Genomic DNA, 17146 nt, shown 5'->3' with positions numbered 1-17146 from the left:
AGAATGGCCACATGAACAATCGCGCATCGGTTGTAAGTCTAGTCCAACCAAAGGGGCTAACGGGGGCGACCGAAAACCCGCGCAGATCCCCCCAAATGGTAATTCAAAGGTAAGTCGGCATGGCCTAACCCAACTAAAACCGAGTGGCGCGAAATCCATCATTCGGATTTGTCAGGAAAAGGGAAGATTGCATGTCTGAAGCAACGATCGTTTCGATGCGGCGACTGTTCAGGGGAGCAATCCTTACCGCATTGTTCGGCCTGGCTGCGGCATGCGCGTCGAATAACCTGGCGGTCATGACCGTGTCGCAAGCCAACAGCGAGCTCGCAACGGGTTATCTCATCGATGCAGGAGACAAGCTGAAGGTAACGGTATTCGATGAAGAGCCGCTGACCGGAGAATATGATGTGGGGATGGGGGGAGCCATATCTCTGCCGCTGCTGGAGCCCATCATGGTGAAGAACATGAATCCCAGGCAGGTTGCGCAGATCATAGAGGAAAAGCTGTCTGCTGGCGGCTATGTGCTCTATCCTAGAGTTTCCGTAGACATCCTCGAATATCGTCCCTTCTTTATTCTTGGCGAAGTCGCTGCGCCTGGCGCGTACCCGCATGGGGGTGAGCTTACCTTGGAGCAAGCTGTTGCGAAGGCAGGCGGCTTCACACCACGTGCCCAAAAGTCGTCGGTTGTGCTGAAGCGCCAGGACTGGGCGGAAAGCAAACTGATCAAGCTGGAAAAAGCTGCGCTGAAGGTTGCCCCTGGCGATACGATTATCGTGCAGGAGGCGTTTTTCTGAGCCACCCTGGGGTTGTTCTTGCGCCTTGGCAGCGTGATAAAGCCCGAGAACCTGTTTCCCAGACTGTCCCGTAATGCGACTTCCTTGGGCTGGTTAAAAAAGATCATTGATTTGTTAGTCGCATTACCGCATCATTCGTGTTCGCCGTTCGGAGTCGCTGCCACGGCAATTTTTCGATAATAATTCCAACCGTGGTTATTGGTCTGAACGGTCTGGGGTAAACATCGAAATTGCCAAGGAACGGCCATGTCCAGCGACCTATGCTTAGTCAGCTTGCACGATATTTCTCGTGAAGGACTGCATCGAATTCTGTCTTCGGATGGATTCAATATTCTTATTTCATGTCGAGATGTCAGCCGAATTGTTGAATCGGGGATCGATCCTGACTGCTCGGTCGTGATCGATTTGCAGGATCACGAGACCCAGATGGAGGCCGTAAGGGCGATCAACGCGGCTTACCCTGGGTTAAAAATTGCCATTCTCGTTGAAAAATTCGAAATAAGCAGCATGGTCGAATGCTTCGATGCCGGAGTGGCCGGTTATATCGTCAAATCGATGAGCTCGCAGCCTCTTATAGCCGCGCTTCGCCTGGTAACACTTGGACAAAAGGTTTTGCCGTCCGAGCTTGCGGAGGTGCTAAGTCGGCATAATCTGGATCACGCTGTGCCGGGCGGAGATCTGGAGCATGAGATGGAGAGCGCGAACCTTTCAGTACGTGAACGCGATGTGCTGTGCTGCCTTATGGCGGGATACTCCAACAAGGTCATTGCGCGCGAGCTTCACGTTTGCGAAGCCACCGTGAAGGTGCACGTGAAAGCCATTCTTCGGAAGTTGGATGTGAGCAACAGAACGCAAGCTGCAATCTGGGCGAGCACGAGAGGTTTTTCAAACTATCACATGGCCGCATAGCACCGGCTACCGGCCGTCAATAGCTGAGCCGCACAGCGCGGAATTCGCGTAAAGACCAACCTGATTAACCGCGCTCTCGCATAAGTTCGGTCAGCGCCCGTCTGTCGATCGGCAGGCATTCGCTTTTCCGCGGCCGCTCAACCCTCTGGCAGTCCCACAGCGCGAGGGTCATTGCCGAAGCTGCATCGCGAACAAACAGAAAAATTGGTCGTTCCCGCTCTTGCGCGGCTCGAGCCTGATTCCGCTTGATGTCATCCCCATCATCATAGCCGAAAACCTGGCAATCCTGGCGGCCCTTGCAGGATTTCATTGCCGCAAGTGCCCACCGGCCGCTTGCTTCGCTTTCCTTAAGAGGCAGGAATATGGCACGATCAGGTAGCATGGCTGCCGCATCCGGCGCGGTTTCTGGTATGGCTGCCTCAATGCGATCCGAAAGCTGATCGGTCGGCTGCGTGGCAGCAAGTTCAAAAACCTTCAACCGCTCTACGCTCTTCAGCACCAGCGTCTTGTAGTCCTGCTCTGTTCCAAGATGCCTTTGCTGCCGGTTTGCTCCCTTTCCGCCAGCCCAGCGGTAGAAAATATGTGGTCCAACAGAGGTCAAACGTTGAAGCTTTCCGCTCCACCAGGGGGACACATAGGAAGCGTGATAATGCGTTGCTGCGCCCACGCTCTCATCCACGAAGCCGTTCAGGGCCTGCTCTGAGCGCAGGATGGCGCGTTTCCATGCGGCACCTGAAGGCTGGCGCCGTTTGAGCGAGCCGTCGCAAGTGAAGGTGAACTGGCACCCGGTCTGCCGTTCGAATCCTTCAAACACGACACCGCAGAACGAATTGGGCCAGCTCGGGTGGTTCACCCGGTTGACCACGGTCTGAATAACCGCCCGTTGCCCGGCCGGATCATCGCCGGCTTCATACCATGCTGCGGCTGCAAGACATTCCGCGGCTCTTGCACGGTTGAGCGGCGTACCCTGATAGTGGAACGGTTCGGCCTTCGATAATCCTGACAAGCCTAAGGCGGCACCTGCGCTCGCCGGAAAAAGCGAGGCGCCGTCTGGATCATCCGGGTGCGCTCTTGCACGATGGTCGGCCTTGTCTGCACCGCCAGACAGGTCATCCTGCGTCCGCCAATCGGGCCTTTGGTGCGGGCCGGAAACGATGACGAAAGTTGCGACGCTACCGGCGAATGCCAAGGACATAAACTTCGGCAGAGACCCTTGCACGAGCTGGCGCAATCTCGCGAAATTCGTAAGACTCTGTCTAGCGATACCGGTGTTCGAGGGGTTCCTCATTCGGCTCCCAATGCGACATCAAGCAAGTCTTGAGGTCTACCATCCATCGCAGTTGCACGGCTATTGCGCTTTGGAGTTAGTGATCGGCCCCATAATGATCACAATTCGCGCGGCCAGCCATGGCGCCGCGTCACGCAGCTCATCGCGGAGGATGACAGGCCAAGCCAATTTTCGGCATCTGGGCAGCCGACTGCAGCCGGACACAATTGGCAGTTGAGATCACTCAACCGAGTTCAGCGGCGACTAAGGCAGGAGCTTGGAGGGTTCTACCTTCTTGGGCCGGAAACGACTTTGAGCACCGGGTCTTCTGCCGTTGAGTTGGCAGATTCCCTCAAGCGATCGAAATCCCTGCCGAGAGCCTTCTTGGTCGACTCCGATGTCAGGCGTTCGTCGTCCGTAGTTTGCCGTGCTTCTCCTGACACGATGTCCTCCGAATGAAGCACTAATGTCTCCCCGGGTTCGCCAGACTCTTGGCGCCACTTCGAGCCTGGCACACTGCGCTGGCGCAATTCGGTAAAGCACTCATCCATTTCGACTTGGTGCTTGTCGATCATGTTGATCGCTTCACGGCGATCATGCTGCGCTTTTTTGAAACGCGCATCGGCATCGGCGAATGCGTTCTCGGCCTTTATGAGATCAACCTCAATCTCGGCCAAGCTCCGCCGGCGTTCTTGCTCTTCATTGCTATTCATCGCAGTCACCCCTCAAAACAAGCACAGACCGCATGGCCAGTTCTCATCCGGTTCAATGGGTACAATATGTCTCTGGCTCGCACCCCGAACATCTATACGAACGAGCGTAACATGATCAGTCCCACAACGGATATAATCCAAAAGAGGGGGGAGTGGTGCAGCAGCGAAGCCGCTGGGCCGACAGCGCTTGATTGCAGTATGCGCGCAGATGAACCTCGAAAATGGCTTAATCGCTTTGGCAGCCCTGAATTCGAAACAATGGGCCGCGTTTGATCAGTTTGTCTTCGTTATCATGGCGATAGTCATGCCATCGGGTGCCTGCCGAAACCCGACAAGTCTGTAACCCTGCGCGGCCTTGGTTTGTTCAAAGTTCAGTCTCCACTTTGTCAAATCCTCCAGGCTTGGCTTGATACCGACTGGAAATTCCTCAACGGTCGTCTCGATTTCACTATCCCGCAGATCGCGGGACGCCTGCAACAAGGCAGCACTTACAGTTTTTCGAGATACGGGGACCAAAAATTCGCACCCCAGGGAGCCCCCTTCCTTCCATACGATTCTTGCCTCGCTTTTGCCGATATATGGCAAATCGACAGAGACAATCTCGCCGATCGCAAGCCCGGCAGAGGTTTCGAACATCAACCCTGTTTCGGACAGGTCATGGATCAGAACCTGAGCCCAATCGCTTGAAGAGGAGACCCTTGCCGACAAACGAAGCGTGCGCCGCTCATCGCTGCGGTTTTCCCGCTGAATTTCACCTTTCAATGGACGGACGAATTTACCCATCAGGTAAATAACCTTAGCCTGCGAGAGGCACTGAACCTCTAAACTTTCTCACACATCTTCCGGTTCGCTTGCAATTCTTCGTGCTGGGACTCGGCGCGCAATAGGCACGTGTTGTCAGGATGCAGCCGATCTATCAACAGGACATTGGTGTTAGGAGCACTATACCATGGTTGAGCAGGCGCGGTGAGGATGAGGGGCTCACATTAGACGCATTATACCGGCTGTTGACGTTCTCGGGCGATATCAGAGCCCTTGGGCTTCATCACACCGATTGCAACTGGTGGCGGCTGAGGCCGAACGGATAGTCCATCCGGCCGCCAACACGCAGGAAACCGGCCAATCCGCTTCGCGGTTACCATACATTGCCACATGCGGTGAGTGGTTGGCGTTTGGCCGACGACACCTTGCACCTCGTCCAAGGCGTTAAGTCTCAGTTTCCAAGTTCCCGAAAGCGGACGTCAAGCGGTCCGCGCCAAGGTTAGCGCTCCAATGATCCCGGCATCGTCACCCAAGCTCGGCGCAACAATCCTGTGCTTGGACTGTCCGGGGAAGTAGCTCGCTCCCAGTTCGGAAACTCGCGCATTGATCAGCTCGAGCAGACGATTTGTCTTCATAACCCCGCCGCCGAGCACGACGAGCTCCACTGCCGAAATGGCAATAAGCGTATGGCAAAGCTGCGCCAGATAGGCGGCGACTATTTCGTGTGCCTCGTGATCTGAAGGAAGCTGCGACAATGAATCGCCCCAGCGGGCCTTGATTGCCGGCCCACTCGCCAGTCCTTCCAGGCAATCGCCGTGATGTGGGCAGATACCGCTGAAACGCTTGTCGGCTGGATGGCGCTGCGGGAAAATGTGCCCCATTTCGGGGTGGGCTGCACCATGAACCGGTTTTCCATCGATCACCAGACCTCCGCCGATGCCGGTTCCGACAGTGACATACGCGAGCGATGTGGCATTCTTGCATGGACGGTGCTTGTATTCTGCAAGTGCTGCAGCGTTTACGTCAGTATCGAATCCGATTGGCACGCCAAGCCGCTCGGAAAAATACCCGGCAATGTCGCAAAGCGCCCAGCCTGGCTTGGGAGTGTTTGTGATGTGCCCCCAGTCAGGCGACGTTCTGTCGAGCTCGACGGGGCCAAAGCTGGCAATGCCGAGAGCACCAAGATTGCCCTGGCCTTCAAACCATTCAGCAGCTTGTGCCAGGGTGGTCGCCGGATCTCGGGTTGGTATCGTGTGCCGGGCGGTGATTTCTGACGGCGAATGACCCACAGCAAGAACGAATTTCGTGCCGCCCGCCTCAATCGCTCCCAACAGCTTCTGGCCAGTTTCAGTCATGTCAAATCCGGCTTGGCCAAATTGCATCGATCACCATCGATGCACAGTTGCAGCAAGGGAGCGGGAGCACCGCCGAAGAATTTGCTCGCCTCATGCGCCTGTTCTGGCAAGGATCTGCCCTTCAATCCATAAAAGTCGACAAAGCTTGATACCAACAGCTCTTTCGTGACGAACCAGCTGTAGCTTTGCAACGGTTCATCTTCGGCATTGGCAATCACGAGACCAGAGCCGTTGAGCGGCCTATAATCGCCCAGCAGGTTGTCCGCCACCATCCCATAAAGCCCGGTGGGCGCGTGCTGCAAGTCCGGCGCGAATGTGGCGTTCTGGGTAACCCAGAACACGTAATAGCGTCCGTCATGGAAAACCGCATGGGCGCGCTCGAGTTCGTTGTTCACGCCATCTGCGTGGATCAGCGGGGCGATCAGTTGCCAGCCATCGGCGCTTCGGCGCGCGATGCCGACCGCGCCATTGTGCGCGCTTTTGGAACCGGCGAGCGAGGCCGTGAAGATGAGATATTCCTTTCCGTCCGCGGGGTCGCGAAAATATGCCGGATCGCGGAAGGCCTTGATCTTGCCAGCTTCGCCTTCGTGCGCGTTGGCAGGCATGTAGTGCGGCGACTGATCAGCAAAACTTGGCCGTGGCGCAGTCCAGGCCTCGGGCAAGCCATCGGAACCGATGACTGCATGGGATTCGACAATGCGCTGCTGATAGCCTCCCGGACGATCGCTGGTTCCGGCGGCGGTGAAATATAGCGTTACGCTGGTGCCATCGCTCACCGCCGAGCCTGCCCATTCGCGTTCATAATCAACCGGAAAATCAGGCAATGCATCGCCCCGATCGATCCAGCAATCGCTTTGCCGTTCGAGCAGGCGAATCTTCGCTTCGAAGTGGCGAAGTGCAGGATCGTCACGCCTTGGAGCAGACAGCGCCATCCATAATTCGCGGCCGCCAAGGTTCGCGATGCGCCCGTCAAGATCCTGGACCGGCCACATGTCCCAATAGACGCGGTCAGGATCGAGTTCGGATCGGCCGACTGTGTGAATGACCGGCACGCGCGACGCATGCTGCAGATCGATTTTCCGCACGCAATCGGCGGTCCAGGCTGTGGTCATTCCAGCACCCTAGTCAAAGCGTCAGAAAAAATAAGGGCCGACCGGAAGGGAGGAATCCGGTCGGCCCAGTCCTCGTCCGGTCAGAAATTGACGCGGACCGAAGCCGAAATCGTACGACCGGCGATGGAACGCGCGCGCGCGATCCCGTTGGCCGGAATCGAGCCCTCTTCCGCTTCGGTATAGCCGAAGTCATTGAAGAGGTTGTTCGCGTTGAGCGACAGTTCAAGACGTTCAAGCGGTCGCACCGCAAGGAAGGCGTTGACCTGAGTATAGCCCGGCAATTTCAGCTGGTTGGAATCCTGCGCGAAACTGTCAGTCGTGCCGATGGCATTCAGGCCAGCCGTGATGAAGTCATCTTCATATTGTGCAGTGGCCTGATAGACGAAGTCAGCCTGGCGCCGAGGAGTATTACCGACCACGCTGGCGTCGAGCGCCCGCTTGATTTCGGAATCCGTCCAGGTTGCACCGGCCGAAATCGAGAACGGACCCATTCTGTAAGCGCCTTCGAGCTCGATACCGAATGCTTCATAGTCCGTGTCTGTGAGCACGAGTGGTGCGATTTCGACATTGGTTTCGCTCGTTTCGGCGTAGAAGGCGGTGGCATAAAGCGAGGCACCTCCACCCTGGTACTTCAGGCCTGCCTCCAGCTGATTGACGTCTGCAATCACCCCGCCGTCACCGCCGGGCGTATCGCCATCGACTGCGCTGACCGCAGGTGAGAACAGGCTCCGGTCTGCCGTATGGCGCCCGCCCTGGCTGTAACGTGCGAAGATCGAGAGATCATCGGTGAGCAGATAGTTCGCACCTAGCGAGAACGAGAAGAAATCGTAGTCGTAATTGACCGAGCGGGCATCGGTCAGCGGCAAGACGCCGGTTTGCGCCTCAGCTGGATCGATCACGCCGTCATTGTTGAAATCGAAACTCGTCAGGCCAATGCCAAAGCCGCTGTCCGATCCGGTGATCGTGCCGTCAGCCTCACCGAAGTCATAGCGGATGCTGCCATCGAGGGTAAGGCGATCGAGTTCGAGCGAAAGCGAAGCGAAGGGCGCATATGTGTCGTAGCGAACATCGTAATTGCGGCGGCAGCAGTTGCCGAAGAAGCTGGCTCCAAAACCGACGACGCCGTTCTGTGTCACCGGATCGCCATTCGCATCGAGGATGTCGACCAGCACGGCGTTTCCGCCGCCTTCAACCGTCTGGACGTGCGAAGTCCATAGCCAGTCAGTGTTCACGTCCTGACGCGATGCGTAGAAGCCGGCCGTGAAGCTGGCTGAACCACCACCGAAATCGAAATCCTTCGACACGCGCATGTCGTTGGTAATGTTGTCGAGGCTGTTGAGCCGGACGTTGAACACCACGACATTGGTCAGCAGGCCATTGCCGCCGATGAGGGCTGGGTCAGCAACCGAGCCGGAGTTGGGCCCGCTTGCGAAAACAATGCTCGAGCCCGCGCCGCCGATTCCGTCAGCGATAGACTGGGCATCTCCGGCGCTTGCCGGGAAGGGCGAGAGGAAGCTGCCCGAATTGTCAGCAAAGCGGAATTTGTTGTTGAGCGTCCAGCCGGGGGCGAACTCGACCTCGGCTTCTACGCCGAAAGCCTTGGACTTGACCGACAGGCCATCATTGAAATTGAACGAGGTGGGATTGTTGTCGCCATCCAGCGTCACCGCGTTGGTGATGAAGCGGCTGTAAAGCGAATCCCGGCGCGGATCGAAATTTGGGATCGCGTTGAAATCGGGATTGCTGTCAGTCCCGCCGACGAACACGGGCTGGGGCAGGATCGTGGGCGTGCTGTCATCCAGATATTTGGCGGAGAAGCGGACGAAGCCGCTGTCAAATTCCTTGGTCAGGTTTGCCTTGATCTGGCCGCCGTTATTGCCGTTAAAGCCGGTGTCGCGGGCACCTTCGCCAGTGCGGTAGAAACCGCCGACGTGGAAATAGGTGTCTTCGCTGAGGCTTGAGCCATAGTCGAAGTCGAGGCGGTAGGTCTCGAAATCCACGCCAACCGTTCCCTGGATGGCGCCGCCTTCCTGGGTGCCCGTCTTGGAGATGAAGTTGATGATGCCGCCGGGTGAGTTCGAAGCAAATGTCGATGCCGAACCGCCGCGGATCGCTTCAACCCGGGCAATATTGCGATCTGCACGAACGAAATTGTCAGCATTGCCGAAAACGATGTCGCCGAACTCGAGAACCGGCAGCCCATCTTCCTGAAGCTGGATATAGCGCGCACCACCGGTCGACACGGGAATGCCGCGCACGGCGATGTTGGCGTTACCTTCGCCACCCGAGGCTTCCGAGCGGATGCCGGGGATCTGGCGAATAAGGTCAGCAGAAGATCGCGGATTAAGGTTGGCAATCGATTCTGCGCTGACTGCGCTGATGGATACCGAGCTTTCGAGGCGGTTCTGGCTGCGGGCCACACCGGTGACGATGATGACATTGTCCTCTTGCGCCGAACCGGCATTCGCGGCGGGGGACTGATCCTGCGCGAAAGCGGGGGTCGAAATGGCATTCAGCGCAACGCCGAAAGCCAGAGCGTGACGAAACTTCATGGCAAAAACTCTCCTCATTGGCTCGCACCATCAATGCGCGATTCGCGGCAAGGAATAATTCCAATGCAAACGATTGCAATAACAAAGTTGCAAACGTTTGCAATTGCGGGTGTTCTATGTCACGAAAATGCCACAACGCCAGGGGAATGCTGGTGCGGGAGAGGGATCTGATCATGCAAACTGCCGGAAAACCACGGCTTTCACTGCTGCGAATCATCGAAATGAATATCGGCTTTTTCGGCCTTCAGTTCAGTTTCGGGCTGCAGCAGGCCAACATGGGGCCGATCTATGGTTTCCTTGGCGCAGACGAGGCTACCATGCCGCTGCTGTGGTTGGCTGGGCCGATGACCGGCCTCATCATCCAGCCGATCGTGGGGGCGATGAGCGATCGCACCAATTCGCGCTATGGCCGCCGTACGCCCTATTTCCTAATCGGCGCGATCATTTGCACGATCAGCCTTTTCCTGATGCCTTATTCGAGCACGCTGTGGATGGCAGCTTCGCTGCTCTGGATACTCGATGCGGGCAACAACATCACAATGGAGCCCTACCGTGCCTATGTTGCCGATCGGCTGTTGCCCGGCCAGCGCTCCATGGGATTCCTCACACAAAGCGCATTTACTGGCCTTGCACAGACCCTCTCCTATCTAGCTCCGACTTTGCTGACCGCGTTCGTCGCCCGCGACGTTCTCGACGATAACGGGATCCCGGTTATCGTACGCATCGCCTTCACGATCGGAGCGATCCTGTCGATCTCGACAATCGTCTGGTCGGTCTGGCGCGTTCCCGAGTTGCCGATGACCGATGACGAAAAGGATGTGCTCGAAAGTAAGCCGATGACTGTCAAAGCCACATTGACCGAGATCGGCGACGCCATCCGCGACATGCCCAGGCCAATGCGACAACTTGCCGTGGCCATGCTGTGTCAGTGGTACGCAATGTTTGCCTATTGGCAGTATGTGACGTTTGCCGTTGGCCGGGCTCTTTACGATACCAGTGACCCGTCAAGCGCCGCTTTCAGGGAAGCGACGCTCACCACACAGCAAGCCGGTGCGTTCTATAATTTCATCGCCTTTGTCGGTGCACTCGCGCTGATCCCGATCGTTGCCCGGTTGGGCGCAAGGCTGGTACATGCGGCCTGCTTGACTGCATCGGGCACGGCCATGCTGATGCTGCCCGGGGTCGAAACACCGGCCGCGTTGTTCGTGCTGATGCTGGGGATCGGGATCGGTTGGGCCGGAATGATGGGGAATACCTATGTGATGCTGGCGGATTCCATCCCGGCTGAACGCAATGGAGTTTATATGGGCATCTTCAACATGTTCATTGTAATTCCCATGTTGATCCAGACATTGACGATGCCGCTGATCTACAACCCGATACTAGGCGGCGATCCGCGCAATGTCCTGATGCTGGGCGGGATGCTGATGATTGCCGGGGCGATAGCAACGCTGTTTGTTGACGCTGGACATCGCGTACCGCGTGAGCAAGAACCGATTGCAAGCTAAATGTCCGAACACGAACATCCTGAATCGGAAAACACTAGCCGGCCCGTCCGTACCATTACCGATCTGGCCAGGCTTGCAGGCGTGTCTCCGGGCACGGTATCGCGGGCACTTGCAGGCAAGAGCCTGGTCAACGCCAAAACGCGCGAAAAGATCGAAGCGCTTGCGCGAAAGCATGGGTTCCGGCCCAACCAGATGGCGAGCAAGCTGCGCAGGCAGAAGACCGGCGTGATAGGGGTGGCCATTCCGCTTGGCCACGATGTGCATCAGCAGATTTCCGATACCTTCTTCATGACGCTGCTCGGCCATTTGGCCGATGAGCTCACGGATAAGGGGTATGACCTGATGCTGCGGCGCGTGATCCCGGCACAGGATGAGGATTGGCTAGATCGCTTTATCGGCTCCGGCATAGTCGATGGCGTGATTGTGATCGGCCAGTCCGACCAGTTCGACCGGATCGAAGAGATTGCCGATGGATATTTACCAATGGTTGTTTGGGGCAACCACCAGGAGGGGCAGCGCCACTGCGTTGTCGGCAGTGACAACCGGCTCGGCGGCAAGCTCGCCGCTGAAAGGCTGATTGCCGCAGGGGCCAGGAGCCTTGCCTTTCTGGGCGATACCGAGCCGATCGAGTTCGCAGCCCGATTTGCCGGTGCGAAAGAAATCGCCGATCGAATGTCGATCCCGATCCGCGCGCTGCCTACACATCTTTCGGCTGATCGCATGAACGGAGAGATCGCTGAGCATTTGAGCGAGATCGAAGGCAAGGTCGATGGAATCTTTGCGGCCACCGACGCAGTAGCGGTTGCTTGCTTGAGAGAGCTTCGAGAGCGTGGAGTGTCGGTGCCAAATTCTGTGAAAGTGATCGGCTTCGACGATCTACCGATCGCGAGCCAGACGGTCCCGCCGCTTACGACTGTGAGACAGGACATTGCCGCAGGAGCTAAAGGCCTTGTAGATTTGCTCCTGCGGAGGCTTGCCGGCGTGGATACTGAAAGCCTGGTTTTGCCACCACATTTGATAGCCCGTGAAACCGCATAGCAGTTTCAGGAGAAACTGACGACGCCCCGGCAAATCATCCGCCCGAAGCATATCCTTCCGGGCTCTCGCTTTTACCCCGAGAAGCCGTGATCCAGCCAGCGGCCCAGATACTGCCCGCCACCTGCCAGGTAGTAATCGCCCAGCCATGAGCCAGCGCAGGAACGCTGACTGCGAGAGCCAGAGCGCTCGCAGAAATGGCCAACGCGCGCGCTCGCATGGTGGTGTTGTACCTCATCAAATCCCTCCTCTTCCCATGTCATCCAGCAGACGAGGATTGCGCCGGGGCACATCCCGTCCTTAACGTAATTGCTGCTTGATTTGCGCTGGCCGCGGCGATATGTCAAGCGGTGTCATATTGATGCGGCGTGTATGTGATCAGAATAACACATATCGGGATTTGAAGGGGGTTTTCCGCGTGCAACTGCGGGTTTTGGAGGATTCTGGCGGGTTCGAACTCCTTGTTAGGGGAAAAATCGTCTTGCACCATACCTCGGACTGTCCTGCGGTAGTCATAGCTCGCGGCGCGCCCGTTGTGGAGATGTATCGCGGCAATTTCCGGATCGAGGATAGCCCCACCGATCATTTGACGCCGCGCGAATGGCAGGTGCGGCCTGGCGGCGTCGATCTGCTCGTCGAAGGCAATCCGGTTGCCCGAATTACGCTTGGCGATGAATGTTTCACCGTGCGCGCTCAAAATCCGGCGGCTGACCGGCTTTGGTTGAGCCTTTATGCCGAAGCGGGTGAAACCGTATGGGGCGGGGGCGAACAGATGAGTCACCTGGCGCTCAACGGACGGCGCTTTCCGATGTGGACCAGCGAACCCGGCGTCGGCCGCGATAAGTCGAGCGAGATTACCCGGCAAATGGATGCGCAGGGAATGGCTGGCGGTGATTACTGGAACACCAATTATCCGCAGCCCACCTTCCTTACTTCGCGCTGGTTGGCGCTGCACCTTGATGCCACTTGCTTCAGCGCGCTCGATTTCACCGATCCGGCGCGGCACAATGTCGAGGTCTGGGCCGGGGAAGCGCGCTTCGAATGTTTTGTGGATGAAGGCCCGGCCGGGCTGGTGGAGCAATTGGCCGGCCGGTTCGGCCGCCAGCCCGAATTGCCGGAATGGGCAATCGGCGGCGCGATCGTCGGTCTGAAAGACGGATTGAGCAGCCTTGATCGGCTAGAGCGTTTCATTGAGGCCGGGGCGGCTATCTCCGGATTGTGGTGCGAGGATTGGGCCGGCATCCGCGAGACGAGCTTTGGCCGTCGACTGTTCTGGGATTGGCAGCGCGACGAGCGGCGATACCCCGATTTGCCGCAGCATATCGCTCGCCTTAAACAGCGCGGCATCCGCTTCCTTGCCTATGCCAACCCTTACCTAAGCAAAGAGGGGAGCCTCTACCGTGAAGCCGCCGAAGGCGGGCATCTCTGCCTCAGGCCGGACAGCGATGAGGTTTATCTGGTTGATTTTGGCGAGTTCGATTGCGGCGTGCTCGACTTTACGCGCGAGGAAACTCGCGAGTGGTTTGCCGAAAGGATATTGGGGCGCGAAATGCTCGACATCGGCATCTCCGGCTGGATGGCCGATTTTGGCGAATATCTGCCAACCGATGTTCGTTTGTCTGACGGGTCGAACCCGATGGAAGCGCACAACAATTGGCCGGTGCTGTGGGCCGAAGTCAACGCGCATGCCGTGGCCAAGCGCGGCAAGACAGGCGATGCGGTGTTCTTCATGCGGGCCGGATTTTCTGGGGTGCAGGTGCATTGTCCGTTGCTTTGGGCAGGTGACCAGTCGGTTGATTTCTCCCGCCATGACGGGATTGGAACGGTAATCACAGCTGCACTTTCGGCAGGCCTTGTCGGTAATGCATATAGCCATTCGGACTGCGGCGGATACACTTCGTTGCTTGGCAATATCCGGACTGAGGAACTGATGCAGCGCTGGTGCGAGCTTGCCGCATTTGCGCCGGTAATGCGCAGCCATAAAGGCAATCGCCCCGACGAGAATTTGCAGTATGACAGCACGCCCGAGCTGCTGGGCTGCTTTGCGCGGTGGAGCAGGGTGCACGCCCATCTTGCACCATATGTCCGCATGCTTTGCCGCGAGGCGGCATCGAGCGGGCTGCCATTGCAGCGTCCGATCTTTCTGCACTATCCTGAGGATACCGGGCTGTTTGCGGTGCAGGACCAATATCTGTACGGAGCCGACCTGCTGGTGGCACCGGTCATTGAAGCTGACGTGACGTCGCGCCGCGTGAGCCTGCCGGGCGATCGGGCCTGGCGGCACGCCTGGACAGGCATGGACTTTGCCCCCGGCACGCACGAGATTGCGGCGCCGATTGGACAGCCGCCTGTATTCTATAACTCTGACAGCGCGCATGCCACGCTGTTTTCAGGTCTGAAGGAGGTGCTCGCCGCATGAGCGAACGGGCCAATATCAGGGATGTTGCGGCCAAGGCAGGCGTGGCGGTCAAGACTGTCAGCCGGGTTTTGAACGGCCATCCCTACGTCAGCAAGGAAATGCGCGAACGAGTGGAATCGGCCATGAAAGCGCTTGATTTCCGGCCCAGCGTCGCAGCCCGGATCCTGTCAGGCGCGAAATCCAACCAGATCGCGCTGATTTATGACAATCACAGCCCTTACTACATGTTCCAGATCCAGAAGGGGTGCTGGGACTATTGCCATGAAAAGGGCATACGCCTGCTTGCCCAGCCGGTTGATGTCGAAGATCCCGATGTCGGCGAGCAGGTGCGCGGCCTCGTCTCGGAAACGCAGGTCGACGGATTGATACTGTCATCGCCGGTCACCGATTGTGAGCCGGTTTTGCGGACGCTTGACGCGCTCGACATTCCGTTTGTGCGGATTTCGCCCGGTACAAACCACGCGCTGACAAGTTCCGTGTTCATGGACGATGTGCAGGCTGCCGATGATATGACAACCCATCTCGTCAATTGCGGACACCGGCGGATTGGTTTCATCAAGGGCCACAGGAGCCATATGGCAAGTGAAGAGCGCCTGTTCGGTTATCGCCGCGCGCTCGACCGCGCGGGAATACCCTTCGAGCCCGGCCTGGTGTGCGACGGTGAGTTTGACTTTGATAGCGGGGTGCGCGCTGCGCGCCTGCTATTGGACATGAGCGGTCCGCCCACGGCAATCTTCGCCTCCAATGATGATATGGCTGCCGGAGTTCTGGCAGTGGCACATGATCGCAACATGAACTTGCCCGGCGAACTTTCGGTTGCGGGCTTTGATGATACCACGCTTGCGCGGACGGTTTGGCCGCCACTCACAACCATTCACCAGCCGATGGTAGAACTTGCCCGGAGCGCTGCTGAAATCCTCGTCAATGGCGGCGATATCACGCACCGCCGACTGCCGCACCGATTGGTCGAACGCGCTTCGATAACGGCGCCCAAAAGGACAGAAATATGAACGCATTGCTGCCTCCACCTGCCAACCGTCAGTTGGGACAAAGCGGTATCGAGATCGCTCCGATTGCGTGGGGAATGTGGCGGCTTGCCGAAGGCGAACGCAGCGCGGGTGATGCGGCACGGCTTGTCCATGCGGCGCTCGATGCCGGAATAACACTGTTCGATACGGCCGACATATATGGTTTCGATGGGGCAGACGGGTTTGGCGATGCCGAGGCGCTGCTTGGCGAAGTGCTGCAATCGGAACCCGGCCTGCGCCAACGGATGGTGCTGGCCAGCAAGGGCGGCATTCGCCCGCCGCTCCCCTATGACCAGTCGCGCGAATATCTTTCGCATGCGATTGATGCATCGCTCAAACGCCTGAATACCGATGTGATCGATCTCTATCAGATCCATCGTCCTGACATCCTGGCGCACCCGCAGGAGGTGGCAAAGGCACTTGATGATGCCGTGGATGCGGGCAAGATCCGTGCGCTTGGCGTATCGAATTTCACGGTCGCCCAGATTGACGCGCTGGATCATTTTCTTGGTCACAAACTGGTAGCCACCCAGCCTGAGATTAGCCCGCTCAGAATTGCCTGTTTCGAAAATGGCGAACTTGACCAGGCGATGCGTAAGGACCTGACGCCGCTTGCCTGGTCACCGCTTGGCGGCGGCAGGCTGCTGTCACCAGTATCCGCTTGCGAAAGGGAGGTGGCGGCACAGCTTGACCGGATCGCCGAGGCGCAGGGCGTGAGCCGTTCGGTTGCTGCCTATGGCTGGCTGATGGCTCACCCTGCCGGGATTGTTCCGATCATTGGATCACAAAATTCGGCCCGAATAACCGAAGGGGTGCAAGCGCTGGACATGCGCTGGAGCCGGCAGGATTGGTACGCGGTGCTGGTGGCCGCAAGAGGAGAGAGGCTTCCCTGATGACTGACAAGCAAACCGGTAGGCAGCAATGCGAGATCGCCTGGTTCTCAGCGCTGTGTGACGATGATTATGAATTCCTTGGCGTCCCTGACCAGTACCTGAAATCGAGCTGGGAGCATTGCCGCAACATCGTGCTGCGCGCCGAAGAGGGTGGCTTTGACAATATCCTGCTGCCTTCTGGCTACGAACTGGGCTTGGATACAACTGTTTTCGCCGCCGCCGTGGCAACTCAGATCAAGCGCATGAAATTGCTGTGGGCGACCCGCATCGGCGAGGATTGGCCGCCGCAACTTGCCCGGCGGATCGCTACGCTTGACCGCATCCTGGGGCCTGACGCAGCGGGCACAGGAGGACGCCTAAACGTCAACATCATTTCTTCCGACATGCCTGGGCAGAAGCTCGATAGCGGCCCGCGCTATCGCCGCGCGACCGAGGCTGAGGCGCGCGCCTATGCCGATCGCTTGCTGTCAAAGCTGGATGACGAAGCCGGGCGGGCAATCCGTGAAAAATCGCTCGACGCGAAGAATTACGGGGTACAGCGCCAGGCCGAGCTGCGCGGTGCAGCCGGTGGCGATGCCTTTGTGGAGGACAATCTGTGGACCGGTATCGGTCGTGCCCGGTCGGGTTGCGGTGCAGCCATTGTCGGTACACCTGACCAGGTTCTGGCCAAGCTGCGCGCCTATCAGGACGAAGGGATCGAGGCATTCATCCTCTCGGGATATCCGCATGTGAACGAATGCGACATGTTCGCACGCTACGTGTTGCCGCAAATCGCACACGCACCGCTGCAGTTCTGAGT

The 17146-nt window shown here is 57.9% G+C and carries 15 protein-coding genes; 8 read left to right on the top strand and 7 right to left on the bottom strand.

Annotated features, from left to right (window positions below):
* The first annotated feature begins 191 nt into the window (after positions 1–191).
* Both ACX3VQ_RS11135 and ACX3VQ_RS11130 read left to right on the top strand, forming a co-directional pair.
* Complete coding sequence (locus ACX3VQ_RS11135; RefSeq protein WP_462572661.1) at positions 192–794, top strand: polysaccharide biosynthesis/export family protein; 603 nt, start codon at positions 192–194, stop codon at positions 792–794.
* 246 nt (positions 795–1040) lie between these two features.
* Entirely contained in the window at positions 1041–1703 is a 663-nt protein-coding gene (locus tag ACX3VQ_RS11130) for a LuxR C-terminal-related transcriptional regulator (protein WP_462581119.1), read from the top strand.
* 64 nt (positions 1704–1767) lie between these two features.
* On the opposite strand, the gene ACX3VQ_RS11125 is transcribed toward ACX3VQ_RS11130, so the two are convergent.
* From ACX3VQ_RS11125 to ACX3VQ_RS11100, 6 genes are all read right to left on the bottom strand, one after another.
* A complete protein-coding gene (locus tag ACX3VQ_RS11125) occupies positions 1768–2898 on the bottom strand; it encodes a cell wall hydrolase (RefSeq protein ID WP_462581118.1) in 1131 nt (376 codons plus the stop codon).
* A 359-nt stretch (positions 2899–3257) separates the two neighbouring features.
* Entirely contained in the window at positions 3258–3683 is a 426-nt protein-coding gene (locus ACX3VQ_RS11120) for a hypothetical protein (RefSeq protein ID WP_462581117.1), read from the bottom strand.
* Between the two features lie 273 nt (positions 3684–3956).
* Complete coding sequence (locus ACX3VQ_RS11115; RefSeq protein WP_462572666.1) at positions 3957–4466, bottom strand: PilZ domain-containing protein; 510 nt, start codon at positions 4464–4466, stop codon at positions 3957–3959.
* Positions 4467–4924: 458 nt separating this feature from the next.
* A complete protein-coding gene (locus ACX3VQ_RS11110) occupies positions 4925–5800 on the bottom strand; it encodes an ROK family protein (protein ID WP_462581116.1) in 876 nt (291 codons plus the stop codon).
* On the bottom strand, positions 5797–6912 hold the full coding sequence (locus tag ACX3VQ_RS11105; RefSeq protein WP_462581115.1) for a glycoside hydrolase family 68 protein: 1116 nt from the start codon (positions 6910–6912) through the stop codon (positions 5797–5799). The genes ACX3VQ_RS11110 and ACX3VQ_RS11105 overlap by 4 nt, the downstream gene beginning before the upstream one ends.
* An 80-nt stretch (positions 6913–6992) precedes the next feature.
* Entirely contained in the window at positions 6993–9464 is a 2472-nt protein-coding gene (locus ACX3VQ_RS11100; RefSeq protein WP_462581113.1) for a TonB-dependent receptor, read from the bottom strand.
* Between the two features lie 173 nt (positions 9465–9637).
* Here ACX3VQ_RS11100 and ACX3VQ_RS11095 point away from each other — a divergent pair, with 173 nt between their 5' ends.
* Entirely contained in the window at positions 9638–10972 is a 1335-nt protein-coding gene (locus ACX3VQ_RS11095) for an MFS transporter (protein ID WP_462581112.1), read from the top strand.
* Positions 10973–12010 carry a LacI family DNA-binding transcriptional regulator gene (locus ACX3VQ_RS11090; RefSeq protein WP_462581110.1) on the top strand — a complete coding sequence of 346 codons (1038 nt, stop codon included), beginning with the start codon at positions 10973–10975 and terminating at the stop codon, positions 12008–12010.
* A 34-nt stretch (positions 12011–12044) separates the two neighbouring features.
* On the opposite strand, the gene ACX3VQ_RS11085 is transcribed toward ACX3VQ_RS11090, so the two are convergent.
* Complete coding sequence (locus ACX3VQ_RS11085) at positions 12045–12245, bottom strand: hypothetical protein (RefSeq protein WP_462581109.1); 201 nt, start codon at positions 12243–12245, stop codon at positions 12045–12047.
* A gap of 123 nt (positions 12246–12368) precedes the next feature.
* On the opposite strand from ACX3VQ_RS11085, the gene ACX3VQ_RS11080 reads away from it, so the two are divergent.
* Genes ACX3VQ_RS11080 through ACX3VQ_RS11065 form a run of 4 tightly spaced genes read left to right on the top strand, consistent with a single transcriptional unit; the run spans position 12369 to position 17144 of the window.
* Complete coding sequence (locus ACX3VQ_RS11080) at positions 12369–14426, top strand: alpha-glucosidase (RefSeq protein WP_462581108.1); 2058 nt, start codon at positions 12369–12371, stop codon at positions 14424–14426.
* The gene (locus ACX3VQ_RS11075) at positions 14423–15436 is read left to right on the top strand and encodes a LacI family DNA-binding transcriptional regulator (protein ID WP_462581106.1); all 1014 of its coding nucleotides are present in this window, start codon (positions 14423–14425) and stop codon (positions 15434–15436) included. Before ACX3VQ_RS11080 ends, ACX3VQ_RS11075 begins: the two co-directional genes overlap by 4 nt.
* Positions 15433–16347: an aldo/keto reductase gene (locus tag ACX3VQ_RS11070; RefSeq protein WP_462581105.1), complete on the top strand. Its 915-nt coding sequence runs from the start codon at positions 15433–15435 to the stop codon at positions 16345–16347. Before ACX3VQ_RS11075 ends, ACX3VQ_RS11070 begins: the two co-directional genes overlap by 4 nt.
* On the top strand, positions 16347–17144 hold the full coding sequence (locus ACX3VQ_RS11065; protein WP_462581103.1) for an LLM class flavin-dependent oxidoreductase: 798 nt from the start codon (positions 16347–16349) through the stop codon (positions 17142–17144). Before ACX3VQ_RS11070 ends, ACX3VQ_RS11065 begins: the two co-directional genes overlap by 1 nt.
* Positions 17145–17146: the final 2 nt, after the last annotated feature.

The organism is Altererythrobacter chaiwopuensis (assembly GCF_054957735.1).
The sequence above is the reverse complement of the archived record's forward strand: the minus strand, read 5'-3'. Positions and strand labels throughout refer to the sequence as shown.

Bases quoted from the DNA above. Each gene is read 5' to 3' on its own strand.
- ACX3VQ_RS11075 (WP_462581106.1), top strand. From the start codon at position 14,423: ATGAGCGAACGGGCCAATATCAGGGATGTTGCGGCCAAGGCAGGCGTG.
- ACX3VQ_RS11090 (WP_462581110.1), top strand. From the start codon at position 10,973: ATGTCCGAACACGAACATCCTGAATCGGAAAACACTAGCCGGCCCGTC.
- ACX3VQ_RS11120 (WP_462581117.1), bottom strand. From the start codon at position 3,683: ATGAATAGCAATGAAGAGCAAGAACGCCGGCGGAGCTTGGCCGAGATT.
- ACX3VQ_RS11130 (WP_462581119.1), top strand. From the start codon at position 1,041: ATGTCCAGCGACCTATGCTTAGTCAGCTTGCACGATATTTCTCGTGAA.
- ACX3VQ_RS11125 (WP_462581118.1), bottom strand. From the start codon at position 2,898: ATGTCCTTGGCATTCGCCGGTAGCGTCGCAACTTTCGTCATCGTTTCC.
- ACX3VQ_RS11105 (WP_462581115.1), bottom strand. From the start codon at position 6,912: ATGACCACAGCCTGGACCGCCGATTGCGTGCGGAAAATCGATCTGCAG.
- ACX3VQ_RS11135 (WP_462572661.1), top strand. From the start codon at position 192: ATGTCTGAAGCAACGATCGTTTCGATGCGGCGACTGTTCAGGGGAGCA.
- ACX3VQ_RS11115 (WP_462572666.1), bottom strand. From the start codon at position 4,466: ATGGGTAAATTCGTCCGTCCATTGAAAGGTGAAATTCAGCGGGAAAAC.
- ACX3VQ_RS11065 (WP_462581103.1), top strand. From the start codon at position 16,347: ATGACTGACAAGCAAACCGGTAGGCAGCAATGCGAGATCGCCTGGTTC.
- ACX3VQ_RS11080 (WP_462581108.1), top strand. From the start codon at position 12,369: ATGCGGCGTGTATGTGATCAGAATAACACATATCGGGATTTGAAGGGG.
- ACX3VQ_RS11100 (WP_462581113.1), bottom strand. From the start codon at position 9,464: ATGAAGTTTCGTCACGCTCTGGCTTTCGGCGTTGCGCTGAATGCCATT.
- ACX3VQ_RS11070 (WP_462581105.1), top strand. From the start codon at position 15,433: ATGAACGCATTGCTGCCTCCACCTGCCAACCGTCAGTTGGGACAAAGC.
- ACX3VQ_RS11110 (WP_462581116.1), bottom strand. From the start codon at position 5,800: ATGACTGAAACTGGCCAGAAGCTGTTGGGAGCGATTGAGGCGGGCGGC.
- ACX3VQ_RS11095 (WP_462581112.1), top strand. From the start codon at position 9,638: ATGCAAACTGCCGGAAAACCACGGCTTTCACTGCTGCGAATCATCGAA.
- ACX3VQ_RS11085 (WP_462581109.1), bottom strand. From the start codon at position 12,245: ATGAGGTACAACACCACCATGCGAGCGCGCGCGTTGGCCATTTCTGCG.